This is a genomic window from Longimicrobium terrae, assembly GCF_014202995.1.
Lineage (GTDB): Bacteria > Gemmatimonadota > Gemmatimonadetes > Longimicrobiales > Longimicrobiaceae > Longimicrobium > Longimicrobium terrae.
On record NZ_JACHIA010000014.1, the window covers coordinates 1 to 24261 of the forward strand.

19 protein-coding genes are annotated in these 24261 nt (G+C 65.9%); 12 read left to right on the forward strand and 7 right to left on the reverse strand.

All coding sequences use genetic code 11. The annotated features are described in order from the left end of the window. Positions 1–406: 406 nt before the first annotated feature. From rpsO to HNQ61_RS19135, 4 genes are all read left to right on the forward strand, one after another. Positions 407–676: a 30S ribosomal protein S15 gene (rpsO, locus tag HNQ61_RS19120; RefSeq protein WP_170036390.1), complete on the forward strand. Its 270-nt coding sequence runs from the start codon at positions 407–409 to the stop codon at positions 674–676. A gap of 275 nt (positions 677–951) precedes the next feature. Continuing rightward, on the forward strand, positions 952–3117 hold the full coding sequence (locus HNQ61_RS19125) for a polyribonucleotide nucleotidyltransferase (RefSeq protein ID WP_170036392.1): 2166 nt from the start codon (positions 952–954) through the stop codon (positions 3115–3117). 209 nt (positions 3118–3326) lie between these two features. Next, positions 3327–3866, forward strand: a complete 540-nt coding sequence (locus tag HNQ61_RS19130) for a hypothetical protein (RefSeq protein WP_184430765.1) — start codon at positions 3327–3329, stop codon at positions 3864–3866. A gap of 369 nt (positions 3867–4235) precedes the next feature. Continuing rightward, positions 4236–5324, forward strand: coding sequence for a serine hydrolase domain-containing protein (locus HNQ61_RS19135; protein WP_170036396.1), 1089 nt, complete (start codon positions 4236–4238; stop codon positions 5322–5324). Positions 5325–5374: 50 nt separating this feature from the next. On the opposite strand, the gene HNQ61_RS19140 is transcribed toward HNQ61_RS19135, so the two are convergent. The 3 genes from HNQ61_RS19140 to HNQ61_RS19150 all read right to left on the reverse strand — a co-directional run bounded on the left by HNQ61_RS19140 (position 5375) and on the right by HNQ61_RS19150 (position 6638). Beyond that, positions 5375–5692 (reverse strand): hypothetical protein, encoded by a 318-nt coding sequence (locus HNQ61_RS19140; RefSeq protein ID WP_170036398.1) that lies wholly within the window; start codon positions 5690–5692, stop codon positions 5375–5377. Positions 5693–5844: 152 nt separating this feature from the next. After that, on the reverse strand, positions 5845–6165 hold the full coding sequence (locus HNQ61_RS19145; RefSeq protein ID WP_170036400.1) for a hypothetical protein: 321 nt from the start codon (positions 6163–6165) through the stop codon (positions 5845–5847). A gap of 152 nt (positions 6166–6317) precedes the next feature. Beyond that, positions 6318–6638: a hypothetical protein gene (locus tag HNQ61_RS19150; RefSeq protein ID WP_170036402.1), complete on the reverse strand. Its 321-nt coding sequence runs from the start codon at positions 6636–6638 to the stop codon at positions 6318–6320. A gap of 452 nt (positions 6639–7090) precedes the next feature. Between HNQ61_RS19150 and HNQ61_RS19155 the strand changes: the two genes are divergently transcribed. The 7 genes from HNQ61_RS19155 to HNQ61_RS19185 all read left to right on the forward strand — a co-directional run bounded on the left by HNQ61_RS19155 (position 7091) and on the right by HNQ61_RS19185 (position 14947). Continuing rightward, complete coding sequence (locus tag HNQ61_RS19155; protein WP_170036404.1) at positions 7091–8095, forward strand: methyltransferase family protein; 1005 nt, start codon at positions 7091–7093, stop codon at positions 8093–8095. Then, positions 8092–8766 carry a hypothetical protein gene (locus HNQ61_RS19160; RefSeq protein ID WP_170036406.1) on the forward strand — a complete coding sequence of 225 codons (675 nt, stop codon included), beginning with the start codon at positions 8092–8094 and terminating at the stop codon, positions 8764–8766. The genes HNQ61_RS19155 and HNQ61_RS19160 overlap by 4 nt, the downstream gene beginning before the upstream one ends. A 161-nt stretch (positions 8767–8927) precedes the next feature. Then, positions 8928–9992 carry a hypothetical protein gene (locus HNQ61_RS19165; RefSeq protein ID WP_170036408.1) on the forward strand — a complete coding sequence of 355 codons (1065 nt, stop codon included), beginning with the start codon at positions 8928–8930 and terminating at the stop codon, positions 9990–9992. Between the two features lie 147 nt (positions 9993–10139). Continuing rightward, positions 10140–12155, forward strand: coding sequence for a molecular chaperone HtpG (htpG, locus tag HNQ61_RS19170; RefSeq protein WP_170036410.1), 2016 nt, complete (start codon positions 10140–10142; stop codon positions 12153–12155). Positions 12156–12825: 670 nt separating this feature from the next. After that, positions 12826–13938, forward strand: a complete 1113-nt coding sequence (ald, locus tag HNQ61_RS19175) for an alanine dehydrogenase (protein ID WP_170036412.1) — start codon at positions 12826–12828, stop codon at positions 13936–13938. Positions 13939–14061: 123 nt separating this feature from the next. Continuing rightward, on the forward strand, positions 14062–14499 hold the full coding sequence (gene dut / locus HNQ61_RS19180; RefSeq protein ID WP_170036414.1) for a dUTP diphosphatase: 438 nt from the start codon (positions 14062–14064) through the stop codon (positions 14497–14499). Between the two features lie 4 nt (positions 14500–14503). Further along, positions 14504–14947 carry a hypothetical protein gene (locus HNQ61_RS19185; protein WP_205761812.1) on the forward strand — a complete coding sequence of 148 codons (444 nt, stop codon included), beginning with the start codon at positions 14504–14506 and terminating at the stop codon, positions 14945–14947. A 173-nt stretch (positions 14948–15120) separates the two neighbouring features. Here the strand turns inward: HNQ61_RS19185 and HNQ61_RS19190 are convergent, their stop codons facing one another. The 3 genes from HNQ61_RS19190 to HNQ61_RS19200 all read right to left on the reverse strand — a co-directional run bounded on the left by HNQ61_RS19190 (position 15121) and on the right by HNQ61_RS19200 (position 17251). Further along, a complete protein-coding gene (locus tag HNQ61_RS19190; protein WP_170036417.1) occupies positions 15121–16257 on the reverse strand; it encodes an aminotransferase class V-fold PLP-dependent enzyme in 1137 nt (378 codons plus the stop codon). Further along, the gene (locus HNQ61_RS19195) at positions 16254–16631 is read right to left on the reverse strand and encodes a carboxymuconolactone decarboxylase family protein (RefSeq protein WP_170036418.1); all 378 of its coding nucleotides are present in this window, start codon (positions 16629–16631) and stop codon (positions 16254–16256) included. Before HNQ61_RS19195 ends, HNQ61_RS19190 begins: the two co-directional genes overlap by 4 nt. Positions 16632–16810: 179 nt before the next feature. Next, a complete protein-coding gene (locus HNQ61_RS19200; RefSeq protein WP_170036420.1) occupies positions 16811–17251 on the reverse strand; it encodes a GxxExxY protein in 441 nt (146 codons plus the stop codon). A gap of 97 nt (positions 17252–17348) precedes the next feature. On the opposite strand from HNQ61_RS19200, the gene queG reads away from it, so the two are divergent. Then, the gene (gene queG, locus HNQ61_RS19205; protein WP_170036422.1) at positions 17349–18527 is read left to right on the forward strand and encodes a tRNA epoxyqueuosine(34) reductase QueG; all 1179 of its coding nucleotides are present in this window, start codon (positions 17349–17351) and stop codon (positions 18525–18527) included. 146 nt (positions 18528–18673) lie between these two features. Here the strand turns inward: queG and HNQ61_RS19210 are convergent, their stop codons facing one another. Further along, entirely contained in the window at positions 18674–24256 is a 5583-nt protein-coding gene (locus HNQ61_RS19210; RefSeq protein WP_170036424.1) for a tetratricopeptide repeat protein, read from the reverse strand. Positions 24257–24261 lie beyond the last annotated feature (5 nt).

The window sequence follows — 24261 nt, forward strand, 5'->3', positions numbered from 1 at the left end:
GCCGGTTGGCGGTGGGATTCTCGGGTTTGGGGGTTTTGGTCGGGGGTTGGGGGGGGTTGGGGGTGGGTACCGTTTTGTCTCTTTGGTTGTGGGTGGGGGTTACCCCCCCCCCCCCCCCCCCCGGTTTCTATAACGTTGCACAGCGTGAACGGTCCTTTGGGGAAGCGCTGCTTTGCAATTCAGGCTCCACTCCGGTCGCACCCCCGCTCCCCGCGCCAACGCTGCGGGGTTCCCGCCGTGGCCGCCGAGCCGGGGCGGGGATGGGCCGGAACCGCTGCGCGCAGTTGCGCAATACGGACACTTCGGGTATAATCAGGGCTTGCTTGTTGATCCGCTCGGATAGTCACTGTCTGATTGGATCGGCTGACTTCCTGACCAGCGCAGACTCTTCTGGAGGCTCCGATCGATGGCCATTACCGCCGAACAGCGCGACGAAATCGCGAAGAAGTACCAGCTGCACCCGAATGACAAGGGCAGCACCAAGGTTCAGATCGCGCTGCTGACCGCGCGCATCAACGACCTGACCGGGCACTTTCGCGCCCACAAGAAGGACCACCACTCGCGTCAGGGGCTGCTCAAGATGGTCGGCCAGCGCCGCGCGCTGCTCGACTACCTGCGCCGCAACGACATCGACGCGTACCGCGCGCTGATCGCCGACCTGGGTCTGCGCCACTGAGCGGCACGGCGGCGGGCGGGCGCGGCACTTCCCGGTGGATGCACGCTCTGGCGTGTGTCCTCGCCGCGGAGCCGTGTACCCTTCGCGGCCAGCGCATGCCTGAGGGCGGCGCGAACGGATAGGAACAAGCCGGCCGCACGGGACTTTTCCCGTGTGGCCGGCTTGCGTTTTTGCACAGCGGCGACGAAGTGAACATCAAAGCGACCGGGCTCCGTCTGCGGGGGAGCGCTGCCCGGAGTGCGGCCTCCCCCGAGCAAACCAACAGGAAAATCCAAATGGCAAAGCTGGAAAGACAGTTCGCGGGACGCCCGTTCATTCTGGAAGCGGGCAAGATGGCCCGCCAGGCGGACGGCTCGTGCACCGTGCAGTTCGGTGAGACCATGGTGCTGTGCACCGCGGTGGCGCAGGACAACCCGACCCACCTTCCGTTCTTTCCGCTGACGATCGAGTACCGCGAGCGCACGTACGCGGCGGGCAAGATCCCCGGCGGGTTCATCAAGCGCGAAGGGCGTCCCTCCGACAAGGAGATCCTGTCCGCGCGGCTCATCGACCGCCCGCTTCGCCCGCTGTTCCCCGACGGCTTCTACAACGAGACGCAGGTCTTTGTCTACGTCATCTCCGCCGACCAGGAGAACGACGCCGACGTGATCGCGCTCACCGGCGCCTCGCTGGCGCTGAACATGAGCCGCATTCCGTTCGCGGAGCCGGTGGCCGCCGTGCGCATCGGGCGCATCCAGGGCCAGTGGGTGCTGAACCCCACCTTCGCGCAGCTGGAGTACAGCGACCTGGACGTGATCGTCGCCGGCAGCGAAGACGCCATTCAGATGGTTGAGGGCGGCGCGCTGGAAGTGCCGGAAGAAGAGATCGCCGAGGGCCTGGTGGTGGCGCACGCCGCCATCAAGGAGCTGATCGGCATTCAGAAGGAGATGCTGGCGCAGCTGGACGTGCCGGCCAAGATGGAGTGGACGCCCCGCGCCGTGGACGCCACCATCCGCGAGCGGGTGGAGAGCGCCGCCGGCACCCGCGTGGCCGAGGCCCTCAAGATCGCCGGCAAGCACGAGCGCGCCGACGCCCTCAAGGCCATCCGCACCGAGATCGCCGCGTCCATCGCCGCCGAGTTCCCGGACAGCGACAAGGACGTGGGCGGCGTGATGAAGGATCTGGAAAAGCGCGAAACGCGCGAAATGATCCTGAACACCGGCACCCGCTCCGACGGCCGCACGACCGACCAGGTGCGCCCCATCAGCATCGACGTGGACGTGCTGCCGCGCGCGCACGGCTCGGCGCTGTTCACCCGCGGGCAGACCCAGGCGCTGGGCGTGACCACGCTGGGCACGCAGGGCGACGAGCAGGCGTACGACACCATCGACTTCCCCACGCAGCAGAAGAAGTCGTTCATGCTGCACTACAACTTCCCCCCGTTCAGCACGGGCGAAGTGAAGCCCATGCGCGGCACCAGCCGCCGCGAAATCGGCCACGGCGCGCTGGCCGAGCGGGCGCTGGAGGCGATGCTTCCGCCGTTTGACGAGTTCCCCTACACGATCCGCGTGGTGAGCGACGTGCTGGAGAGCAACGGCTCGTCGTCGATGGCCACGGTGTGCGCCGGTTCGCTGTCGCTGATGCAGGCGGGCGTGCCCATGCGCGCGGCCGTGGCCGGCGTGGCCATGGGGCTGATCAAGGAAGGCGACCGCGTGGCGGTGCTGACCGACATCCTGGGCTCCGAAGACGCGCTGGGCGACATGGACTTCAAGGTGGCGGGCACCCGCGAGGGCGTGACCTCCATCCAGATGGACATCAAGATCGAGGGGCTCACCATCGAGCTCATGCGCGAGGCGCTGCAGAAGGCGAACGTGGCGCGCATGCACATCCTCGACAAGATGGATGAAGTGCTCAGCGAGGCTCGTCCGGAGCTCAGCCAGTACGCGCCGCGCATCATCACCGTCAAGATCGATCCGGCCAAGATCGGCGAAATCATCGGGCCCAAGGGCAAGACGATCCGCGGCATCCAGGAAGCCACGGGCGCCACGATCAACATCGACGACGACGGCACCATCACCATCGCGTCGGTGAGCGGCGAGGGCGGCGAGCGCGCGCGCCGCATCATCGCCGGGATGACGGAAGAGGCCGAGGTCGGCAAGATCTACGAGGGCCAGGTCAAGAGCACCACGACGTTCGGCGCGTTCGTGGAGATCATGCCCGGCACCGAGGGCCTGCTGCACATCAGCGAGCTGCAGGCCGGCCGCGTGGAAAAGACCGAGGACGTGGTCAAGAAGGGCGACGTGGTGCAGGTGAAGCTCCTTTCCATCGACGAAAAGGGCCGCCTTCGCCTGTCGCGCAAGGCCGCGCTGGCGGAGCTTGCCGGCAACGGCGGCAATGCCACGGACGGCGCCAGCGGCGGCAGCGCCACGGGTGCTCCGGCCCCGGGCAGCGCCCAGGCGTAAGGCAGTTCGATGGACGAAAGCCCCCGCCCGGTTCGCCGGGCGGGGGCTTTTTTTAGTGCGTGAGTGCGGGGTGCGTGAGTGCGTGAGTGCGAAAGACAGGGGCGACTGAAGTCGCGGCAACAACGGCGCGAAGTCCGCCTGCGCGGACTGGGGGGAAGGGTTGTTTCTTCTTTCGATGAGCTTCGGCGCGGCCGCCTGTCCAGGAGAGAATGAATTCGCCGCTGGAAAAGCACGAAGTCCGCCTGCGCGGACTGTGGCCGCCAGTTCCGCGTGGCCCCCCGAACGAGGGCGCGGGGCACGATCGTGCACGTAGCCTCGCACGCGCATCAGCGCATCAGCGCATCAGCACATCAGCACATCAGCACATCAGCACATCAGCACATCAGCACATCAGCACATCAGCGCATCAGCGCATCAGCGCATCGGGCGCATCGGGCGCATCGGGCGCATCAGCGCATCAGCGCATCAGCGCATCAGCGCATCAGCGCATCGGCGCATCGGCGCATCGGCGCATCGGCGCATCGGCGCATCGGCGCATCAGCGCATCAGCACATCAGCACATCAGCACATCAGCGCATCAGCGCATCAGCGCATCGGGCGCATCGGGCGCATCGGGCGCATCAGCGCATCAGCGCATCAGCGCATCAGCGCATCGGCGCATCGGCGCATCGGCGCATCGGCGCATCGGCGCATCGGCGCATCGGCGCATCAGCGCATCAGCGCATCAGCGCATCGGGCGTGAGGCGTGAGGCGTGAGGCGTGAGGCGTGAGGCGTGAGGCGTGAGGCGTGAGGCGTGAGGCGTGAGGCGTGAGGCGTGAGGCGTGAGGCGTGAGCGTGAGCGTGAGCGTGAGCGTGAGCGTGAGCGTGAGCGTGAGCGTGAGCGTGAGCGTGAGCGTGAGGCGCGTCAGGGCACGCCATGGGTTGTGCATCCACCGCCCGTGGCGTCATCCTGAGGAGGCGCCGGTGGATGTAGAGGCGGCGCAATGACTTGGCGCCGACGAAGGATCTACCATCCCGCACCTGAGACCTCGAGACCCGCGCCGTCACAGCCGCCGGTCGAGCGAATCAGCCGCGCAGCCACCGAAACCGATCACAGACGGGGCCGTACAGGGGAGCCATGAGAATCCAGACGCGGGTTTCGATCCTGGGTGCCGCCGCCGTGATGATGGCCGGCGCGGCACCCGCCGTTGCGCAGGGAAACGACGTGCAGGCGTTCGCGGCGGAGGTGGATTCGCTGCGCAGGGCGGCCGGCATCCCCGGACTGTCCATCGCGGTGGTGCGCGACGGCCGCGTGGTGCTGGCCCGCGGCTTCGGGTGGGCAGACGTGGAGGCACGCACGCCCGCCACCGAGCACACGCCGTACAACATCGCCTCCGTCACCAAGACGATCTCCGGCGTGGTCGCCCTGCGCCTGGCAGAGCGGGGCAAGCTGGATCTGGACCGCCCGCTGTCCAGCTTCGCCGGCTGGGACGAGTTCTGCACCGAGGTGGCGGCCGACGGGCCCCGCATCTTCTTTCGCGATCTGCGCTGCGACCAGCCCATCACCTTCCGCCACCTCATGGGCATGCGGATCAACGGCGACGCGGGCCAGCGCTTCTTCTACAACCCGATCGCGTTCTCGTGGGCATCGCGGCCCATGATGCAGGTGACGGGGCGCGCCTTCAGCGACCTGGTGGCGGATGAGGTGTTCCGACCGGCGGGGATGACGGAGTCGGCGCGCATCCACCGCGCGCTGCCGCTTCGCGCGGATCTGGCCGCCCGGCTCGCGCTGCCGTACCACCTGGATTCGGCCGGAACGGTCATCCGCTCGGAGCCGCCGGCACCGCAGGGGGACGGCGCCGCGGGCGGTGTCATCTCCACCGCGGCCGATCTGGCGCGGTTCGACGCCGCGCTGGACGACGAGCGGCTGCTGGCGGATTCATCAAAGCAGATGATGTGGAGCGCCGGGCGCAACGCGGCCGGGCAGACGCTGCCGTACGGGGTCGGCTGGTACGTGCAGGAGATCGGCGCGCGGCGCGCCGTGTGGCACTCGGGGCTGTGGGACGGCGCCTACTCCGCGCTCTACCTCAAGCTCCCGGACGAGCGGCTGACGCTCATTCTGCTGGCCAACAGCGACGGGCTGGGCTGGGGCAACCCGCTGGACCAGGCCGCCGTCGAGCGCTCGCCCTTTGCCGCCGCCTTCCTGCGGCGGTTCCGCGGCCAGTAGTGGAAACAACGTGGCCGGGCGCCCTCATCGGGCGCCCGGCCACACACGCGTCAGCAGATCACGCACATGTCACCGTGGGCACCATAGGTCTGGAACCCCTGGCAGGTGCGGTCGCAGGTATTGTGTCCGGCGCTGTCGTCGCCGCACCCCTCGCAGGTGAAGTCGCAGGTCCCGTAGCACGACGCATCGCAGGTACCCCCGCACGTGCCGTTACACGACGCGTCGCAGGTGGGGCATCCGGGACACGAGCATGCGGTGGGGCACGTGCACTGCTCCTCGCCTACGACGGTTCCGCGTTCGTGGGGCGTGGCGGTGGTGGAGAAGCTTTCGATGCGCAGATCATCCAGTTGCAGGATCAGCTTTTTCATTGGGTCCTCCGAGATGGATGGGGATTGGGAGGCAAAGCGGTGCGTCCGCTCCGACGGGGCTGGGTACGGCCAGGGCGGGCGGATAGCCCGGAACCGGATGCCCGGAGATGCGAATGGCCGGGCGCCCCAGCGGGTGCCCGGCCACGCGTGCGTCAGCAGATCACGCAGTTCATTTCGCGGCCGCCGAACGTCTGGAAGCCTGCGCAGGTGTAATCGCAGCTGTTGTTGCCGCAACTCGCATCCCACGTGCACCCGGCGCAGGTGTCGCCGCAGGTTCCGTAGCACGACGCATCGCAGGTGCCCCCGCAGGTGCCGTTACACGACGCGTCGCAGGTGGGGCATCCCGGACACGAACACGCGGTGGGGCACGTGCACTGCTCCTCGCCTACTACGGTTCCGCGTTCACGGGGCGCGCCCGTCGTGGAGAAGCTTTCGATGCGCAGGTCGTCCAACTGCAGGGTGAGCTTTTTCATGGTGTCCTCCGAGATGGATGGGGATGGGGAGAAGCACAGTGGTGCGTCCGCTCCGACCGGGCTGGCCAGGGCCAAGACGGGTGGGTGGCGCGGAACCGGAATGCCCGAGACGCGAATGGCCGGGCACCCTTCCGGGTGCCCGGCCACGCTTGTCAGCAGAGACGGCATTCCTGGGCGGGGCCGCCGTACGTCGCAAAGCCGTCGCAGGTGTAGTTGCAGCTGTTGGTTCCGCAGCTCGCTTCCCACGTGCACCCGGCGCAGCTGTCGCCGCAGGTACCGTAGCACGACGCATCGCAGGTGCCCCCACAGGTGCCGTTACACGACGCGTCACAGGTGGGGCATCCGGGACACGAGCACGCGGTGGGGCACGTGCACTGCTCCTCGCCTACGACGGTTCCGCGCTCATGGGGCGCGCCGGTCGTGGAGAAGCTTTCGATGCGAAGGTCGTCCAACTGCAGGGTGAGCTTTTTCATGGTGTCCTCCGGGGATGAGATGGGAGATGGGGGTACGGACGGCACAAAGGCAATCCGCATCCTCACTCCCCGGGCGGGCCCGGTGGACGTGTCAGGATACCGGAGTGCACTGGTGGGCCAATCCGCGAATTTCCATCCCGCAAGATCCTATCCAGACGATTTACGCAGAATGCTTCCGGGAGAAACCTGCAACCGATGTGTAAACGGATTGATGTTCCGCTCCGGATCGGCCCTGTTCTGCGGTGTCGTTTGAGGTGCTGCGGCCGGTCTCCCCGCCTCCGTCCGGACCGTCTCCGCCCGCAATCGAGAGCGCCGGTTGTTGCCGCGACCGCTGGCCCGCGTCTAGTTTCCGGCCTCTGCGTGCCCCGTTCTGATCTCCTGCTGCACCGGAATGCCGCGCCCGCGGCGGCTCACCATGCTGGATCGTTCCCCCGCCCGCGCACATCCCGCGAATGTCTTCATCTCTCCCGATCACGCCGGCTGCTGATCCCGTTCCGCGCGCGGTGGCGGGGTTCTTTGCCGTGCAGGGCGCGAGCGTGGCGCTGTGGTGGCCGATTCTGTACCTGGTGCCGCGCGCGCGGGAGCTGTTCCGGATGAGCCCGGGGCCGGACGACGTGCTGCTCTCCTTCATGCTCCCCGACCTGGCGGTTCTTGCGCCGGCGTCGCTGCTGGGCGCGCTTCTCCTGGCGCGGCGGGACGATCGCGCGGCCGCCATCCTGTGGTGCGCAGCGGGTGCGATCCTGTACGCGGTGCTCTTCTGCCTCGCGTTCGCGCTGCGGACGGATGCCGGCTGGCTGGGCGTTGCGCTGATGCTGCCCTGCGCACTGCTGAGCGCGAGCTGCGCGGCGGCGGTCACGCCCGGCTTTCTGGGGATGCTTCGCCCGGCGCGCCCCGCCCCCGCGGGATGGAACACGGCCAAGACCTTTGCGCAGATGGCCGTGTTCTGGGGCGTGCTCCTCTTTCTCGTTCCCGCGCTCATCCAGTCGCTGCAGGACCGCGTGGGCGTGCCCTCGTTCGCCGCGCCGGGGCTGCGGGTGATCGCCGCCATCCTCTTTGCGGCGTGCGGCGGAGTGGGCGTGTGGAGCGCCGTGGTGATGGCGCGAGAGGGCAGGGGAACGCCGCTGCCGCTGGATGCGCCGCGGGAGATGGTGGTGACGGGCCCCTACGCGTTCGTCCGCAATCCGATGGCGATGTCGAGCCTGGGGCAGGGTGCCGCGGTGGCCCTGTATCTCGGATCACCGCTGGTGTTCGTCTATGTCGCGATCGGTGCGTGGATGTGGCAGTATCTCGCCCGGCCCGTGGAGGAGCACGACCTGCTGCGCACCTTTGGCGCGCAGTACGAGGCGTACCGGTCCGCGGTGCGCTGCTGGCTGCCGAATGCGCACCGCTATTCCATCGATCCGCTGACCGATCAACAGGCTGGCCGCGTTTGCCCCCCGACCCCATACGAGGCATGATCGAGGAAACCATCCGGGAGATCACGCCGGAAGAGCGTGAGTCGGTCGCGCCCCCCGCGATGCAACGCTACATCGGGCCCCGGTCTCCGGGCTACCGGAGCGAGTCGTGGATGCTGGTGGTGGCGGCGGTGGTGCTCGCGGGCATCGTCGTGGTGAACGGGATGCCCAGCGGTTCGCACGCCGCGGGGCTGGCCTCGGCGATGCTGGTGCCCGTCGCCCTGTTCATCTCCGCGTTCGTCAGGGATGCACGGTTCCGCGCGGCGCACCCGCCCCGGCCGTTCGTTCCGCCGGCCCCGCGCACCAGCGTGCTGGAGGACGGGCGGGTGATCGTGAAGCGGGTGCAGGCCACCGCCGTGGTGGAGATCGAGGAACTGGAGGATGAGGGACCCGGGTACCTGTTCGACGTCGGCGGCGGGCAGGTACTGTTTCTGAAGGGCCTGGACTACGATCCACTCGATGACGAAACGCCGTGGCCCAACACGGATTTCGAGATCATCCGCGGCCTGGTGGACGGCGAGTTCGTCGCGATGGCGTACCACGGCAAGGCGCTCCCGCACACGCGCGTACTCCGCCACCACGAGGTCGACGCCGAAGCGGTGTGGGATGAGCGCGAGGAAGTGCTGACCATGAGCCTGGATCAGGCCGTAAAGCGCATCCTCCGGCGCGCGTGACTCTCACTTGCAGATGCTTCAGTACGGGCTCGACAGGTACGTTGATGCGTCAGCAACTGGAATACGTTTGCCGATGTTGACCCCTCACGACTTGTGTTGGTGACCCTGGAATGCACTTGCACAGTAGTGGAGAACTTACAAAACACAGTCTGAGAGCGTCGATGAGCGATCAAGATTCCGTTTCGAAAATTGAGTTGTCAAAGGCCCTGAAAGCTGTGCAGGCAGTCGCATCCCGGAGTCAATTCGACCAGGTACTCGCCATCTTGGTCCCTGACGAAGACCAAGCGGTCCAGCAGGCAATTCTCGGGCTGTCGGAGGAGGATGAATTCGCGCTCCTGTGCCGCTTGATGGAGACAGCGACCCATATTAGTCCGCTGGAGCAACGGCCGATCATCCGAAATAACTCTATTGCGCCAGATTTTCTCGTTCAGTTTCAAGTAGCGCATCCGACGGTTCCCGCAATAGGGAACTCAGAGCCAGTGCGGTGCTTTGTAGAAGTTAAATCAACAAAGAAAGAGCGGTTCAAGATCGGGGGCTCCAACCTTCGGCAGAGGAGAGCATTTGCTGACGCGTTTGGATTCCCACTGTTCATCGCGGTTCGGTTCCTCAGTGCTGGTCAGCATGCTCTCTGGGCGATCGTTCATGATGTAGATCGTGCAAAAACTTCCTTGACTATCACGCCTCAAGATGTGCTAGATGGAGTGCGTTCGTTGGTGTGGAACGAACTCGGGTACTATGTCAGGCCAGGACTGTTTTTCGAAGCGGAGTTCGACAGCACGAGCCAAGATGACAACGTGCTACACCCGGTTTATGGAACCCAGACGAAGTTTCGCGCCGTTGCTGATCACGCGAGTATCGAAAGCACCGGCGCATCGGCATTCTTCACTTCGATGCTTTTCGAATGTTTCGACCTTCGCGAAGTCCAAATTCAGAGGATGGGCGCGATAACTATTCAACGGTTAGAACCCCGTATCAATAATCTCCTTTTGGCCGACATCGTATTCAGGATCAACCAACTATTGCGGGAGGATGACGGGCGGTTGCTCTATGACGCTTCACGGGCGCTCGCGCGAATCGACACCCAAGGCGACAAGTACCTCCTCAAGAGATGGTTTGTGGAAAAGCTGATAGAGAAGTACGTGCGCGAGAGTTTTGTTTTTCTTGGAAAGATGGGAGATTCTGACCGTCAGATGCAGAACTACGTTTCCCTTCTAAACACGCGCTGACTCGGAAGTCCAGCCCTGACGTCAAGTTGCGCACCTTGATAGAACCACCGCGCGCCCACTAGATTTTCCGGCTCCCCGCGAGCGCGAGCCGCGCCCGGGGCGTCATCGAGCACACACATCATCCGAACGCAACGACAGGAGGATAGCGTGGCTGAGCAGGCGCAGCAGTTCACCTTTCAGGCAGAGGTGCAGCGGCTCCTCGATCTGGTGATCCACTCGCTGTACACCGACAAGGAAATCTTCCTTCGCGAGCTGGTGTCCAACGCGTCCGACGCCATCGACCGGCTTCGCTTCGAGGCGCTCACCCGGTCCGATCTCCTCCCCGAGGGCCACGAGCCCCGGATCCGCCTGATCCCCGACGCCGAGGCGCGCACCCTCACCATCGAGGACGACGGGATCGGAATGACGCGCGACGAGGTGGTGCAGAACATTGGCACCATCGCGCGCTCCGGCACCCGCGAGGCGCTGGCGCAGCTCAAGGACAAGGGCGACGGCGCGGCGCAGCTGATCGGCCAGTTCGGCGTGGGCTTCTACTCGTCGTTCATGGTGGCGGACCGCGTGGAACTCGTCACGCGCAAGGCGGGAACGGATGAGGCGGTGCGTTGGACCAGCGCCGGCGACGGATCGTTTGCGGTCAGCGACGCGGAGCGCGACCGGCCAGGCACCAGCATCACGCTGCACCTGAAGCCCGTCGACAGCGAAAACGGCATCGAGGACTACACCGACCGCTGGGTGCTGGGCCGCATCGTCAAGCAGCACGCGGATTTCATCACCTATCCCATCGTGCTGCCGGGCGAAAAGACGGAGGAGCTGGCGGACCCCGCGCCGGAAAAGCCGCTCAACTCCATGAAGCCCATCTGGGCGCGGCCGCCGTCGGAGGTGACGGCCGAGGAGTACGCGGACTTCTACAAGCAGATTTCGCACGACTGGTCGGAGCCGCTGGAAACCATCCACACCCGCGTGGAAGGGCTGGTGGAGTACCAGGCCGTGCTCTTCATTCCGTCGCGCGGCGCCAACGACCTGTATTACGCCGGCTTCAAGCCCAACCTGCGGCTGTACGTAAAGCGCATGCTGGTGCGCGAGAACAGCGAGGAGCTGCTGCCGCGCTGGATGCGCTGGGTGCGCGGCGCGGTGGATTCGCCGGACCTGCCGCTGAACGTGTCGCGCGAGATGCTGCAGAGCGACCGTCACGTGCGGCAGATTCGCCGCGCGCTCACCAAGAAGGTGATCGACACGCTCAAGAAGCTGCAGGAGAACGACCGGGCCAAGTACGAGGCGTTCTGGCGTGAGCTGGGGCGGGCGGTAAAGGAGGGTGTGGACAGCGACTTCGAGAACCGCGACGCGCTGCTGGGGCTGCTGCTGTTCGGCTCGTCGCGCGAGGCGGAGGCGCTTACGTCGCTGGCGGAATACGTGGGGCGCATGCCGGAGGGGCAGAGCGACATCTGGTACCTGACCGGCGCCAGCCGCGAGCAGATCGAGAACTCGCCCGCGCTGGAAACGTTCCGCGACCGCGGCTGGGAGGTGCTGTACCTGACCGACCCGGTGGATGAGCTGGTGGTGCAGTCGGTGACGGAATTCGAGGGGAAGAAGCTGCGCAGCGCGGGCAAGGGCGCGGTGGAGCTGGAAGGGGCGGAAAAGAAGGAATCGTCCGACGAGCAGAAGAAGGAGTTCGAGCCGTTTCTGCAGGTGCTGCAGACGCGGCTGACCACGTGGGTCAAGGAGGTGCGCCTGTCCGGCCGCCTGACCAAGTCGCCCGCCGTCCTCGTGGTGGCCGAGCACGACTACTCGCCGCAGCTGGAGCGGCTGATGTCGATGGGGCGCGACGGAATCCGCCAGCGCCGCATTCTGGAGCTGAACGCGTCGCACCCGCTGGTGCAGGGCCTTCGCCGCCGCTTTGACGCGAACGCGGACGACGGCGTCGTGGGCGACTACGCGGAACTGCTGCTGGGATGGTCGCTGCTGGCCGAGGGCTCGGAGCCGCACGATCCCGTACGCTTTACTCAGCTCGTTGCCGGGTTGATGGAGACGGGGCTGGATTCCGCGCCGTCGTCGCCGTCCGCGGCTTCGTCAACCGAGACGGAGAGCGCGCCGGTGGCGGATTCGGATGGTTCGGTGCCTGCGTCCGAAGCGGGCGAGTCCGAGGCGGCGACCGCCACGGCCTGATCTTCGGCACACGAGATTACGATCGCGAAGCCCTCTCCCGGCACTCGGGGGAGGGCTTTGGCGTTGCCGGCTGGAGAAGGGCGACTGAAATCGCGGCAACAACGGCGCGAAGTCCGCCTTCGCGGACTGTGGGGAGAGCATCTGGTACAACGCGAGCTTTCGTGCGTCCGCCTGTCCAGGAGCGAATGAATTCGCCGCTGGTGAAGCACGAAGTCCGCCTTCGCGGACTGTGGCGGCGGGTTTGGCACCGCGAAGCGACGTTGGCGTGGCCCATGGTAGATCCTTCGGGTGGCGCGGACTTCTGCGCGTCGCCAAACACCCCGGAGACGGGGGCATCACGGAATACGTCTCTGTCGGGCGAATGGCCGCGTGACGGGGCGCCAACACTCATCGGGGCGGCCGGGTCTTGTTCCATTCCGGCAGGGCGGTGCGGACGCGGGCGGCATCCGCGGGCCCCTACGCATGGGAAACGGCGTGATCGTGGCGGGAAATTCCCGCCGCGCGGTCCACACGCCGGACGGCCCCACCCGGCGGATCAGAGCCCGCGGGCGGGTGTGTCACCTTTCCGTCACACTCGCCAAACGCGTTGCGCGGTGTATATTGTGCGCCGCGCCCGAGAAATGAGCGGGCCTCAATCGCAGGACCGAACTCCCCGAACCCGCTGCTTACGATGCTGATCGGCGTTCCTAAGGAAATCAAGACCAACGAAAACCGCATCGCCCTCGTGCCCGCCGGGGCCGAGGCGCTGGTGTCCGCCGGCCACTCGGTGATGGTGGAGCGGGGCGCCGGTCTGGGCAGCGGCTTTACGGATGAGCAGTACACGGCCGTCGGCGCCACCATCCACGACGTGGAAGAGGTGTGGGCCCGCGCCGAGATGATCATGAAGGTCAAGGAGCCCATCGCCGTGGAATACGCGCGCACGCGCCCCGGCCAGCTCCTGTTCACCTACTTCCACTTCGCCGCCGATGAGGCGCTCACCCGCGCCATGCTGGCCTCCGGCGCGGTGTGCGTGACGTACGAGACGGTGCAGCTTCCCAGCGGCGAGCTGCCGCTGCTGACGCCCATGTCCGAGGTGGCGGGGCGCATGGCCATTCAGGCCGGCGCCAAGTACCTGGAGCGCTACTACGGCGGCCGCGGCATGCTGCTGGGCGGCGTTCCCGGCGTGGCGCCGGCGAATGTGCTGGTCATCGGCGGCGGCGTGGTGGGCACCAACTCGGCCAAGATGGCGGCCGGCCTGGGCGCGCGCGTCACCATTCTCGACACCTCGCTGGAGCGCCTGCGCTACCTGAGCGACGTGATGCCGGCGAACGTGGAGATGATCTACAGCAACCGGCACAACCTGCTGGAGAAGCTGGCGCTGGCCGACGTGGTGGTGGGCGCGGTGCTGCTGCCGGGCGCCAAGGCCCCCAAGCTCATCAAGCGCGCGGACCTCAAGGAGATGAAGCCCGGCTCGGTGATCGTGGACGTGGCGGTGGACCAGGGCGGCTGCGTGGAAACCATCCGCCCCACCACGCACGAAGATCCCATCTACGAGATCGACGGCGTGATTCACTACGGCGTGGCCAACATGCCGGGCGGCGTGCCGCGCACCTCCACGCTGGCGCTCACCAACGCCACCTTCCCCTACGCCATGCGCCTGGCGCGCCTGGGGTGGAAGGAAGCCTGCCGCCAGGACCCCTCGCTGGCGCTGGGGCTGAACGTGGTCAACGGCCAGGTGGTGTACGGCGGCGTGGCCGAGGCGTTCGACCTGCCGCTGGTGGATGTGGCGTCGGTGCTGGCGTAACGGCGACAGCAGGGAATAGGGAATAGGGAATGGGGAATAGGAACTGACCTGTTCCCGCGGCCCCCGCCGGCACACGCTGGCGGGGGCCGCTTGCATCCATCTCACGTCACGCGTGTTTCGACGATGATCATCCGGTTCAAGAGACTGCCCAACAATCCCGACCTGCCGCTCCCCTCGCGCGCCACGCCCGGCGCGGCGGGGTACGACGTGGCCTCCGCCGATCCGCACTTCGTGCTGATGCCGGGGCAGCGCTGGCTGGTGCGCACGGGGATCGCCATGGAGCTGCCGGACGACGTGGAGTGCCAGGTGCGCCCGCGCTCCGGGCTGGCGCTGCGGCACGGCATCACCCTTCCCAACACGCCGGCGACGATCGATCCCGACTATCGCGGCGAGCTGAAGGTCATCCTGTGGAACGCGGGGACGGAGCCGGTGCCCATCCCTCGCGGGATGCGCATCGCGCAGCTCGTGTTCGCGCGGTTCCTGGCTCTGGAGATTCAGGAAACGGACGCGCTGGAGTCGACAGGGCGCGGCGAGGGCGGATTCGGGTCCACGGGAGCGTAAGATCGTGACGGATGCCGGCCGGCTGGCGCTGCTGCTGAACATCGCCGCGACGGGGATGATGATCGGGGTGATCTGGTTCGTGCAGATCGTCCACTATCCCCTTTTCGGCCATGTGGGGCACGATGGATTCGCGGCGTACGAGGCCGAGCACTCCCGCCGCACCACGATCGTCGTTGTGCCGCCCATGCTGGTGGAGCTGGCGACGGGGATCTGGCTCGTGGTGCGGCCGCCCGCGGGGATGCCGGGCTGGGTGTTCACGGCCGGGTTCGCGCTGATCGTGATCGTGTGGCTGTCGACGTTTCTGCTGCAGGTACCGCGGCACACGCTGCTCGGCCGCGGCTTTGACGAGGGTGCGCATCGCGCGCTCGTGGCCACCAACTGGATCCGCACGATCGCGTGGACGGCGCGGGGCATTCTGCTGCTCTGGGTACTTGGCCGCGTGCTCTGAGCGGCGGAATGATGCGCGAAGACCCGGCCGATGGTTGATCGGCCGGGTCTTGCTGCGTGCGCGGGCTCCGCTGGACCGCCGTTTCACAGGAGGTCAGGGAAGAGACTTTCGGCGCCCTATTCCCCTATTCCCTATTCCCTACTCCCTATTCCCTATTCCCTATTCCCTGTCCTTCAGCCGCGGAGGGCGGCGATGAACTTCCGGTTTTCCTCGGGCGTGTTGTAGAAGTGCGGGGATACGCGGACGTAGCCGGCGCGGTGGTCCACAATGATGTTCTTGTCGGCCAAGCGCCGCACGGCGGCGGGCGCGTCGTCGTTGCGGATGAGGACGATGCCCGAACGGCGCGCGGGATCCTCCGCGATCTTCAGCTCGAAACCGGCTTCCTGCGCGAGCGTGACCACATCTTCCGTCAGCGCCGCGATGCGCTCGTAGATGCGGTCCTGGCCGGCCTCGGCAAAGATCTCCAGGCCGCCCAGCGCGGTGTAGACGGTGGGCACGGCCGGGGTGCCCATGCTGAACCGGCCGGCATCGTCGCGGAATTCCAGTTCGTCATTGCGGAACTGGAACTGGTCGCGCGCGCCGAACCACGAGGCGATGGTGGGGCGCAGCTCGGCGATGCGCTCCTGCCGCACCCAGAGAAAGGCGATGCCGGGGCCGCCGCACAGCCACTTGAGGGGGCCGGCCACGTAGATGTCGGCGTCCACCGCGCGCGGGTCCACGCGGATCTGGCCGGCTGACTGGTATCCATCCACCAGAAACAGAGCGCCCGCGTCGCGCGCCGCCTTGGCGATGGGCGCCAGGTCCTGCACGTAGCCGGTGCCGTAGAAGACGTGGCTGGTGGCGACCAGCGCGGTACGCTCGTCCACGTACTCGGCCCAGCGCTCCGGCGGCACCCCGATGCCGTCATCGGAGGGCACGCGGACGACCTCCACGTCGTTGCGCGCCAGCCACTGGTACACGAGGGTGGGAAAGTCCAGCTCGGCGACGACGATCTTGTTGCGCTTGGTGTAGTCGATGGCCGAGGCGATGGACGAAAGCGCGCCCGACACGCTGGGTGAAAGGGCGATCTCCTTTTCGTCCGCGTTCCACATGGTGGCCACGGTCTGCTTCAGCTGGCCGATGCGGCCCATCCACAGCTCGTACCAGGCGCTGGCGCCCATGGTGTTCCACAGGGCCTGGTACTCGCCCAGGTAGCCCATGCTGCGGCGGCTGAGCGCGCCCAGCGAGCACGAGTTGAGGTACGTGCGCGTCTGCAGGATGGGAAACTCGGTGCGGAACGCTTCCAGCTCCGCGTGCGGAATGCTGCTCATTCGGCGGTCTCCCGGTCGATGTCGAGGGGGCCGTCGGCGTTGAGCCGGTCCAGCATGTCGACGGCGCGGCGCAGGTGCGGGATGACGATGCTGCCGCCCACGATGAGTCCCACGTTGAATGTTTCAAAGAACTCGGCGTCGGTGACGCCTTCTTCCTTGCAGCGCACGATGTGGTAGGTGATGCAGTCGTCGCAGCGCAGCACCATGGAGGCGACGAGGCCCAGCAGTTCCTTGGTCTTTACGTCCAGGGCGCCGGCTTCGTAGCAGCGGGTGTCCAGGGCGAAGAAGCGCTTGATTTCCAGGTTGCCGGCTTCCAGGATGCGCGTGTTCATGCGCTCGCGGAAGAGGCGGAATTCTTCGAGGCGGTCGGCCATGGGTTCGTCCGTGCTCCGGTTGGGATGAAGCGGGCAAAGTGCCGTGCCATCCCGAGCGCCGTCAAGGACAACGGAAGGGTCTCACGCAGAGCAGCAGAGCAGCAGAGGAGCAGAGGGGTCTGGTGCAGTCCTCTGCTTCTCTGCTGCTCTGCGTGATGCTGTCTGTTGGGATGTCGGCTCTACCGCAACCCCAGCACTTGGCGAGCATCTGTTGCCCTGGGGTTTGCGATTCGTTGTAGCCCCTGCTTGATGAGCGGCGCGCCGAAGTTGATCAACAACCCGATCGGCAGGTCAAGCAGCCTAAGGTAGGTGAGAAGCTGCTTGCTGCTCACGGGCGCAAGCTTCTCCACCGACTTGAGTTCCACCACAACGCATTCCTCTACCAGGATGTCCACCTTGAACCCTTCTTCGAAACGGACACCATCAAACTCGAATGGAACGGGCAGCTGGCGCTGAACTCGCAATCCTCGTCGCTCCAGCACGTTCGCGAGAAGGATTTCGTAGACGGATTCCAGCAAACCCGGCCCAAGTCGCGTATGAATATCGAACGCGGCGTCTACAACCTGTTCCGTGATGTCGTTGATGTGCTTCACGGCACTCCTTTTCGTCAGCACGTTCATCCTGCTACCCTCGCAGAAATCTCCGTCCAGATTAACTGCTTGTCAATACTGTCCAGAAAGGCGGGCACGCGGTGGCGGAATGGGTGTAGGAGGCGGGATGTCTGCGACTCTTTCCCCTGATGAACTGAGCGAGCGCATCCGCGTGCGGGCCCGGGAGATGGGCTTCGGCGCGGTGGGCGTGGCGCCGGTGCACGCCAGCGCGCACGGAGATGCGTACGAGCGCTGGATCGCGCAGGAGATGCACGGCGACATGGCGTACCTGGCCCGCGAAGACGCCGTCGCCAAGCGCCGCGATCCCGCCGTGCTCGTTCCCGGCGCGCGCTCCGCCGTGGTCGTGGGGCTGGAGTACTTCAACGCGGACGCCGATCCCTCCTCGCCGCTGGACCCGGCGCGCGGCGTCGTGGCCCGCTACGCCCGCAACGACGACTATCACGATCTCATGAAGGAGCGCCTGATCCAACTGCAGGACTGGATCAACGACACGCTCCTTCCCGTGCACGGCCGCGCGTACGTGGACACCGGCGCGCTGCTGGAACGCGAACTCGCCTCGCGCGCGGGGCTGGGCTGGCACGGGCGCAACACCATGCTCATTCAGCCGCGGCGCGGATCGTACTGGTTTCTGGGCGCCATCCTGCTGGACGTGGAACTCGACTACGACGCCCCGTTCGCTACGGAGCACTGCGGCACCTGCTCCGCCTGCCTGACCGCGTGCCCCACCAACGCGCTGCTGGGGCGCGACGAAACCGGCGCGCCTCGCATGGACGCGCGCCGCTGCATCAGCTACCTGACCATCGAATTGCGCGGCCCCATCCCCCGCGACCTGCGCCCGGCCATGGGCAACCGCGTCTACGGCTGCGACATCTGCCAAGAGGTTTGCCCGTTCAACAATTCCAAGTTTGTCCGGATTACCCGCGAGCCGGCGTTTCTCGCGCGGGCGGGGCTGGACGGCCCGTCGCTGATCGAGTGGATGGGAATGAGTCAGGAGGACTTTAGCCGGCGGTTTAAGAACTCACCCATCAAACGCGCCAAGCGACGCGGCCTTCTGCGCAACGTCGCCGTCGCGCTCGGCAATTGGGGCGCGCTGGAAGCTGTCCCCGCGCTCGCAGTCGCGCTTCACGATGACGAGCCGCTTGTGCGGGGGCACGCGGCTTGGGCACTGGGCCGAATCGGCACGGAGGCCGCGTGGCAGGCGCTCGCCGGACGCGCGGGGGTGGAGGAGGATGCGTGGGTGGGCGAGGAAATCGCGGCGGCGCTCAGGGAACGCACGGCAAGCTGATCGCTCGTACGTCCAAGTCACTTTCTGGTATTCACGAGCCGGAACTCATTATTTCTCGCGCTTCGTGTCTACTGCGAGTAGCTACGATTCTCAACCCTAATAAAATCGCTCCACGTTACCCGGTGAACGTCGGGCGGGTAGCTCTATTAACTGATGGATGCGACTCTGCTTCGATGATCCCTTATGTAAGGTGAAACAGGGAGGTGAACCGGCAATTCTTTCAGTAGTTCTACCTCATCGCATAGCGTGACACGTCCCCGAGATCCTGACTCCTGCTCCAAGTGGACTTGGATGGTCGCAGAGAATATGGAGCGGTTGCGCAACAATCTCGCCTTGAGTTGCACGATTTCCGGCGTGGTCGCGCGGACCGTAACGGGAGTGCAAATCGCCTGTACGCGGGCGACGTCCCTATCTGTCGCTGCCGCCGTCCACGGCAATTCCGTCACGTTCTCGAAGATCCGGGACACACCGCGCTTGTCATGAACAAAGTGCATGAAGAAACGGCAATACTGAACCACCTGATCGTCGGTGTCTAGGCGGAGTTCCAGGCTTGCGTTTGCTGCGCCATAGATTGGCTTATCCGTCCAGTCGAGGCCGACGAGCTCTTCTCCCAGCCGGCAAAGAGCGAACATCTCCCCGGGCCCACGTCTCGACCTGTCCTCGGTCGCAAGGAGGTAGCCGGCGCGGTAGAAGGCCAAGGGAGCTACGCGGAATTGTAAGCGTTCGCGAACTCGCGTGAACTCTACCCCGGTCAGACCGAGAATCTCGTACGCCCACCCAAGGTGATGTTCGGGGAGCGGCTCAAACGTAAGGAACCGAGCTTCGTCGCTGACACGGGGCAGCCGCTCTTGGACGGGATCCTCCTTGCCCAGACCATGAAGAAGCACACCGTACTGAGCTTTCCGGAGCAGTTCCTCCTCCGAGGTGTTCCTGTACACGACCAGCGGACTCTGCCGCGGAACCTTTGCAGAGGCCTCCGGGTTCGCCTCGGGCGGAACGGGTATATCCCGCAGGTAGGGCAAGGGTGCTTCGTGCACCGGCAACTCATCACCGATCATCGCCTCCTCACTGAGGGAGATCAGTCCCCGTTGCGAAGGATCCTTGGCATCGCTCACGACTGAAATGGTCGCGGAAAAAACAGCGTCCTTGAACAGCATCCGCGAGTCCAACCGGTATACGCCCGGCTCGGTGGATGGAAGCAGGGATATAGGAGCACTCAACAGCCGCACCCGCTCGAAATCGGCCGACGTCGCCTTGTCATTCCAGGGCAGCTCGTCGATACGTTCGAATATTGTGAAGGGACCGTACCGCCCATAGACGAAGTGAAAGAAAAAGCGACAGTAGTCCCGGACCCTATCATCGTCCAGGTGGATCTCCCAGCGAGTGTTGGCGTCGTAGATAGGTCCGTTCGTCCAGTCGAGGCCGCTCACCTCTTTACCAAGCCGGCAGAGGGCGAACAGCTCGGCTCGGCCGGCCCGCGAGGTGTCCTCCGCCACGAGCAGGTAACCGTCGGCGTAGAACGATAGCGGAGCAATCCGGAACGTAACGCGGTGGCGAAGGTCCGCGAAATCGTCACCGGCTAGCCCCAGCCGCTCGCGCGCCCATGCCATGTGCTCTTCCGGGAGCGGAGCGAAATTCAAAAAGGTGGCCAGCTCACTAATCTTCGCCAACGGCTCGGAATCTGAGCCGGGCCCGCCCATGCTCTCGAAGAGAACGCCGAACGAGTTGTTCTTCAGCAGCGCTACCTCCGGCATCTGCCGGTATGCGGCGAGCGCCTCCTCGTTCCGCCCTTGCATTCGCCGGATTGAGGCGCTTTCGATATAGCTGTCCTGCAGCGCGCCAAGGGCTTGGTGCCAGCTCTTGGACAGGGGGGCGAGAACGTTGATTGCCCGGGCATAAGCGTCCCCCGCCTCGTCCAGCCTTCCCAACTCGCGCATCCCCCGTGCGGCCCCACGCAGGGCGAGTCCCAGGACGAACTGCCGTTCCGGCGTGTGATCCACCGTCTCCATCAGCGCAGCTGCCTCGAGACGGTCCGCAACGACCGCCTCCGTGCGCTCCAGCCGCTGGTTGCAGTCCGCGCGGGCGGCGTATGCATTCGCAAGCGACTCCCGCACCTGCGCCGTCTGGTCCAGTTCCTGGTACAGCGCGATCGCTCGATCGTGGCCCTCCAGAGCTTCGTCGATCCGCCCCAAGCCGAACTGCTCCAGCGCACGGTTGAAGAGCACGTTGGCAAAGGACTCGCGGTTGTCGGGCAGGGTGGGCATATCGGCATCGAAGATTGCCACAGCGGCGTCGTAGTCGGCGATAGCTTCGTCGTTCCGTTCCAAGCGCGCGTACCGGTACCCCCTACTGCTGTAGCACCCCGCGAGCGCCGCCCGGACCTCCGAGAGCTCCTGAGGGAGTGTAGAGCCCAGCGCGATGGCTTCGCTCAGGACGTTCAGTGCCCGCTCCGAGTCCGTCAGCCCAAGTGTGACGTCGTTCTGAGTCCGCATCAGCCTGGCGGCGCGGAGCGGAGACCAGCGCTCGGGGCACAGCTGCGCCGCGGCATGGTGCCAGCGCACGGACTCTTCGTACAGCTCCGTGTAGTTCTTCTGCTCCTTGAACCACGAGAACCAGGCGGCGTGGCTCACGGCATTGCCTAGATCGAATAGCAGGTCCGCCTGGATCTCGCGCGAGTTCTCCTCGGCGGTTCGCGCCCTTAGTTCCTCCACGGCATCCTGCGCGATCTGGCCGCTCAGGTCCATCTTTCCGGCCTTGTACTCCAGCACTCCCTGCTTCTGTCGGATGGCGGGTGCACGGTGCGCCACCCGGGGGAGCGACCCCGACGCGATGCGGTCCAGCAGCCCCTGGAGGACCGCTGCGCTCTGGGCAGCCGACAACCGCTCGTAGCGTGTGCTGCGCTCCGTGACGAACCCGACCCACTCTTGGCATTCCTCGGGGCTCCAGCGATCCACTGGCGGTATGACGCCGAACGGGAGCAGGGCATTCATCAGCACCTCCGTCAGTTCCGGCCGGCCGAACTTGTTGAGCCAAGTGTCGTGGAGGGATTCGTTGCGCAGGCGCCAGCGGCGCGCGGACCCCACGCGCTCGCTGATGAGAAAGCCGCTCAGGCGGTCCAGCGCGGCATCGATCTGGTCGCGCGAAACGTCCCTCGGGTCAAGGGTGATGAACTTCAAGGCCGGATGCGCATCGTAGATTTCGTCGCGCGTCACGGGCTGCCGCATCAGGGCTAGGTACCAACCCACGGCCCTAGGCAGCCCCGCCGGCCTGAACCCCCGGTCCAGCTGCGTGAGGAGGCGGTCCAGGTACGCATCTGGAAAGAAGCCGACCTTCGCCTCCTTCAACTCGGTCCAGAACGCTTCCACGGCGGAGTCGCCGTCGCTCTCCACCAGTTGCTGCAGGCGGACGCCCCACCCCCACGCGTTGATGGGAAGCCCGTCCACCTTCTCGTGGAGCTCGGCCGTGAGCGCGTCCGGCAGACGAACCGGAGGCAGGTGCTCCGGCCAATCGTTGAGCATGAGGGCAACGGTCTCGTGATAAGCCTTCAGCTGTTCGATATAGAGCGGCTTCCAGTCGTGGGGTCCCCCGTCCATTTCTCGCAGGTGCTGCATCACCTCCTCGCTCTCCTGAGTGGAGATCACGATGACGATCCCGGCGGGCAGCTGCTCCGGCCGCAGACCGCTAAGCAGCACGTCGTACGAGTCGGGAGCCTCCACCTGGTTGACCGCATCGATGAAAATGTAGACCGGGTCAGCGGGATCGGCGATGGATCGCAGCAACTCCGTGATCTGGCGCGAAGCCTCCCCGGCTGGGAGCGCGGCGCGGGGCTGGGGCTTTCCGGCAAGCCTGCACGCCCCGGCCAGCCAGTGCATACGCACGGGTACCGCGATGGTGGCGGTGCGGAGTGCTTCACCCCCACGGGTGGGCACGTGCGGGCGCGCCACACCGCCACGGGCGGAGGAGACAGCGTCACTGCTGCCCTCCATCAACTCGTCGTGATTGGGGGGCGCGCCATGCGGTCGTCTTTCCCGGGAGGCGGGCTCCCCGGCCGGCTGCGGGGGATCGTCCATGGAGAAGTAGAGAGCACGTTTGCGTTCCTTGAACGCCTGCGCCATCAGGATGCTCTTCCCGCTGCCGCACGGCCCCACCACCATCACTAAGCCGCACAATCCGTCCGGGTTCGCGGCCGCTTGGCGCATCGTGTATAGCAGCCGCTGAACTTCTTGGCGGCGGACGGTGCGCTCCACCCGCTGCATTGCGCTTCTGCCGTGGGGCAGTTCGAACTCTTGGGGGTCGCGTGCGAACATGTCCGCCGGGTGGTGCTTCGTTTTACTGGTGCGCGGGGGAGGGTTCGGAAGCGAGGGGGCCGTCTCCACCGGCTGGACGGCGGCCGTGAGCCTTTGGAAGCGCTTTCGCGCGGTCGAGGTGAGGGCTGGTGTTGGGGCGGGAAGGCCAACCGTTCTGAGCGCTGAGCGGCTGGGTAGCGCTTGCGCGAGCGGCAGGAACGGATCCAGGATCGCCTCCCGGTCTGCTCCGAAGCGGAGGAACTGGTATTTGGGGACGAATGGGTCCTCGCCGGGGAAGTGGAGCGCGCCCAAAGCGTCGGGATGCGGCAACTCTACGCCGCGGCACACCCGGATCATCCGAGATGACCTACCGCTGTCCCGGTCCGCCTCGATTACCAGGAACGTCCCGAACCGGTTCAGCACGGCGGTGTCGCGGCGGAACAGGCGCTTCTCCCGGGTATGGAGCCAGACGTGCACATCTCTGCGGAGCTTCTCCCGCACGTCCGTCAGCAGGTATCGTGGCAAAACGGGGAGAACCAATTCCCGGTACGCTTCGTGGAGGTCGACATCCGCGTCGTTCCATGCAGCGTCTTCGATCTCCAGCAGCTTCTCCTGCGCCTTCTTCAGCCCCTTGTAGCCGGTCAGGAACTCGATGATCTCGCGATGAGACTGGTTGAACGTGACCTTCTGGAAATCGACGAGGCCTCCGTCACCGTTCCCGGACACCAGGACGTGATGCGACGTCCCCGGCGCTTTGATGGAGCCTGGTGCGATAGGGAACGGCATCCAGTAGGACGGAGTGTTCTGGTCGTTTCGTTCATAGCCGAAGCCGATGCTCAAGACGACCACGTCGTACTCCGCCCCCTCGTTCGCCGCGCCTTCCACGGAGACGAAGCACCCCGCCCCGCTTGTCGCAGGCTTCACCTCCGCCACGCGCAGATCGAGCTTCTCGTGAAGGATGGGGCGAATTCCCTTAATGGTGGCAAACTCCTTGAGCAGATCGGACGCGACATCGCCCGCGCTACCTGCTTCCCAGTTTAGCAGGGGAAGGCCAGCCTCGGTGCGCCGCGCGTGGGGCGCGGGCCAGTCGTAAAGGTGGGGATGGAGGTACCGGTCGGCCCCACTCCGCTGCAGATGCAGGAGTTCCTTCTTCACCTCAAACAGGTCCACAGTCTGCAGCTGGGGCCCTGCGAGCGCGAACGCTGCGGCCGCCGTAACCCCGGCGACGCCGCCTCCCACGATCGCCACGCGTCCATTGGGCCGCACGAGTTGCTGGGCCAAGATCGCATCAACGAGGTTCAAGGCGCGAACCTGCTGCGCGTACAGCGTCACACGTGACTCGAAGCACCCCAGAAAAAATACGCTCTCGGTGCCCGGAACGAGTGAGTCCGAAATGATGTCTAAGCGGGACATGAGAAAGGATGGATGAATGATCGCGGCCAAACGAG

What these genes read in the sequence shown, in the direction of transcription:
- HNQ61_RS19140 (WP_170036398.1), bottom strand. Translation starts at nt 5,692, where the DNA reads ATGAAAAAGCTGATCCTGCAACTGGATGATCTGCGCATCGAAAGCTTC.
- HNQ61_RS19190 (WP_170036417.1), bottom strand. Translation starts at nt 16,257, where the DNA reads ATGAGCAGCATTCCGCACGCGGAGCTGGAAGCGTTCCGCACCGAGTTT.
- HNQ61_RS19200 (WP_170036420.1), bottom strand. Translation starts at nt 17,251, where the DNA reads ATGAACGTGCTGACGAAAAGGAGTGCCGTGAAGCACATCAACGACATC.
- ald (WP_170036412.1), top strand. Translation starts at nt 12,826, where the DNA reads ATGCTGATCGGCGTTCCTAAGGAAATCAAGACCAACGAAAACCGCATC.
- HNQ61_RS19195 (WP_170036418.1), bottom strand. Translation starts at nt 16,631, where the DNA reads ATGGCCGACCGCCTCGAAGAATTCCGCCTCTTCCGCGAGCGCATGAAC.
- queG (WP_170036422.1), top strand. Translation starts at nt 17,349, where the DNA reads ATGTCTGCGACTCTTTCCCCTGATGAACTGAGCGAGCGCATCCGCGTG.
- HNQ61_RS19165 (WP_170036408.1), top strand. Translation starts at nt 8,928, where the DNA reads ATGAGCGATCAAGATTCCGTTTCGAAAATTGAGTTGTCAAAGGCCCTG.
- HNQ61_RS19150 (WP_170036402.1), bottom strand. Translation starts at nt 6,638, where the DNA reads ATGAAAAAGCTCACCCTGCAGTTGGACGACCTTCGCATCGAAAGCTTC.
- HNQ61_RS19135 (WP_170036396.1), top strand. Translation starts at nt 4,236, where the DNA reads ATGAGAATCCAGACGCGGGTTTCGATCCTGGGTGCCGCCGCCGTGATG.
- HNQ61_RS19125 (WP_170036392.1), top strand. Translation starts at nt 952, where the DNA reads ATGGCAAAGCTGGAAAGACAGTTCGCGGGACGCCCGTTCATTCTGGAA.
- HNQ61_RS19160 (WP_170036406.1), top strand. Translation starts at nt 8,092, where the DNA reads ATGATCGAGGAAACCATCCGGGAGATCACGCCGGAAGAGCGTGAGTCG.
- HNQ61_RS19145 (WP_170036400.1), bottom strand. Translation starts at nt 6,165, where the DNA reads ATGAAAAAGCTCACCCTGCAGTTGGACGACCTGCGCATCGAAAGCTTC.
- dut (WP_170036414.1), top strand. Translation starts at nt 14,062, where the DNA reads ATGATCATCCGGTTCAAGAGACTGCCCAACAATCCCGACCTGCCGCTC.
- HNQ61_RS19130 (WP_184430765.1), top strand. Translation starts at nt 3,327, where the DNA reads ATGAATTCGCCGCTGGAAAAGCACGAAGTCCGCCTGCGCGGACTGTGG.
- rpsO (WP_170036390.1), top strand. Translation starts at nt 407, where the DNA reads ATGGCCATTACCGCCGAACAGCGCGACGAAATCGCGAAGAAGTACCAG.
- HNQ61_RS19155 (WP_170036404.1), top strand. Translation starts at nt 7,091, where the DNA reads ATGTCTTCATCTCTCCCGATCACGCCGGCTGCTGATCCCGTTCCGCGC.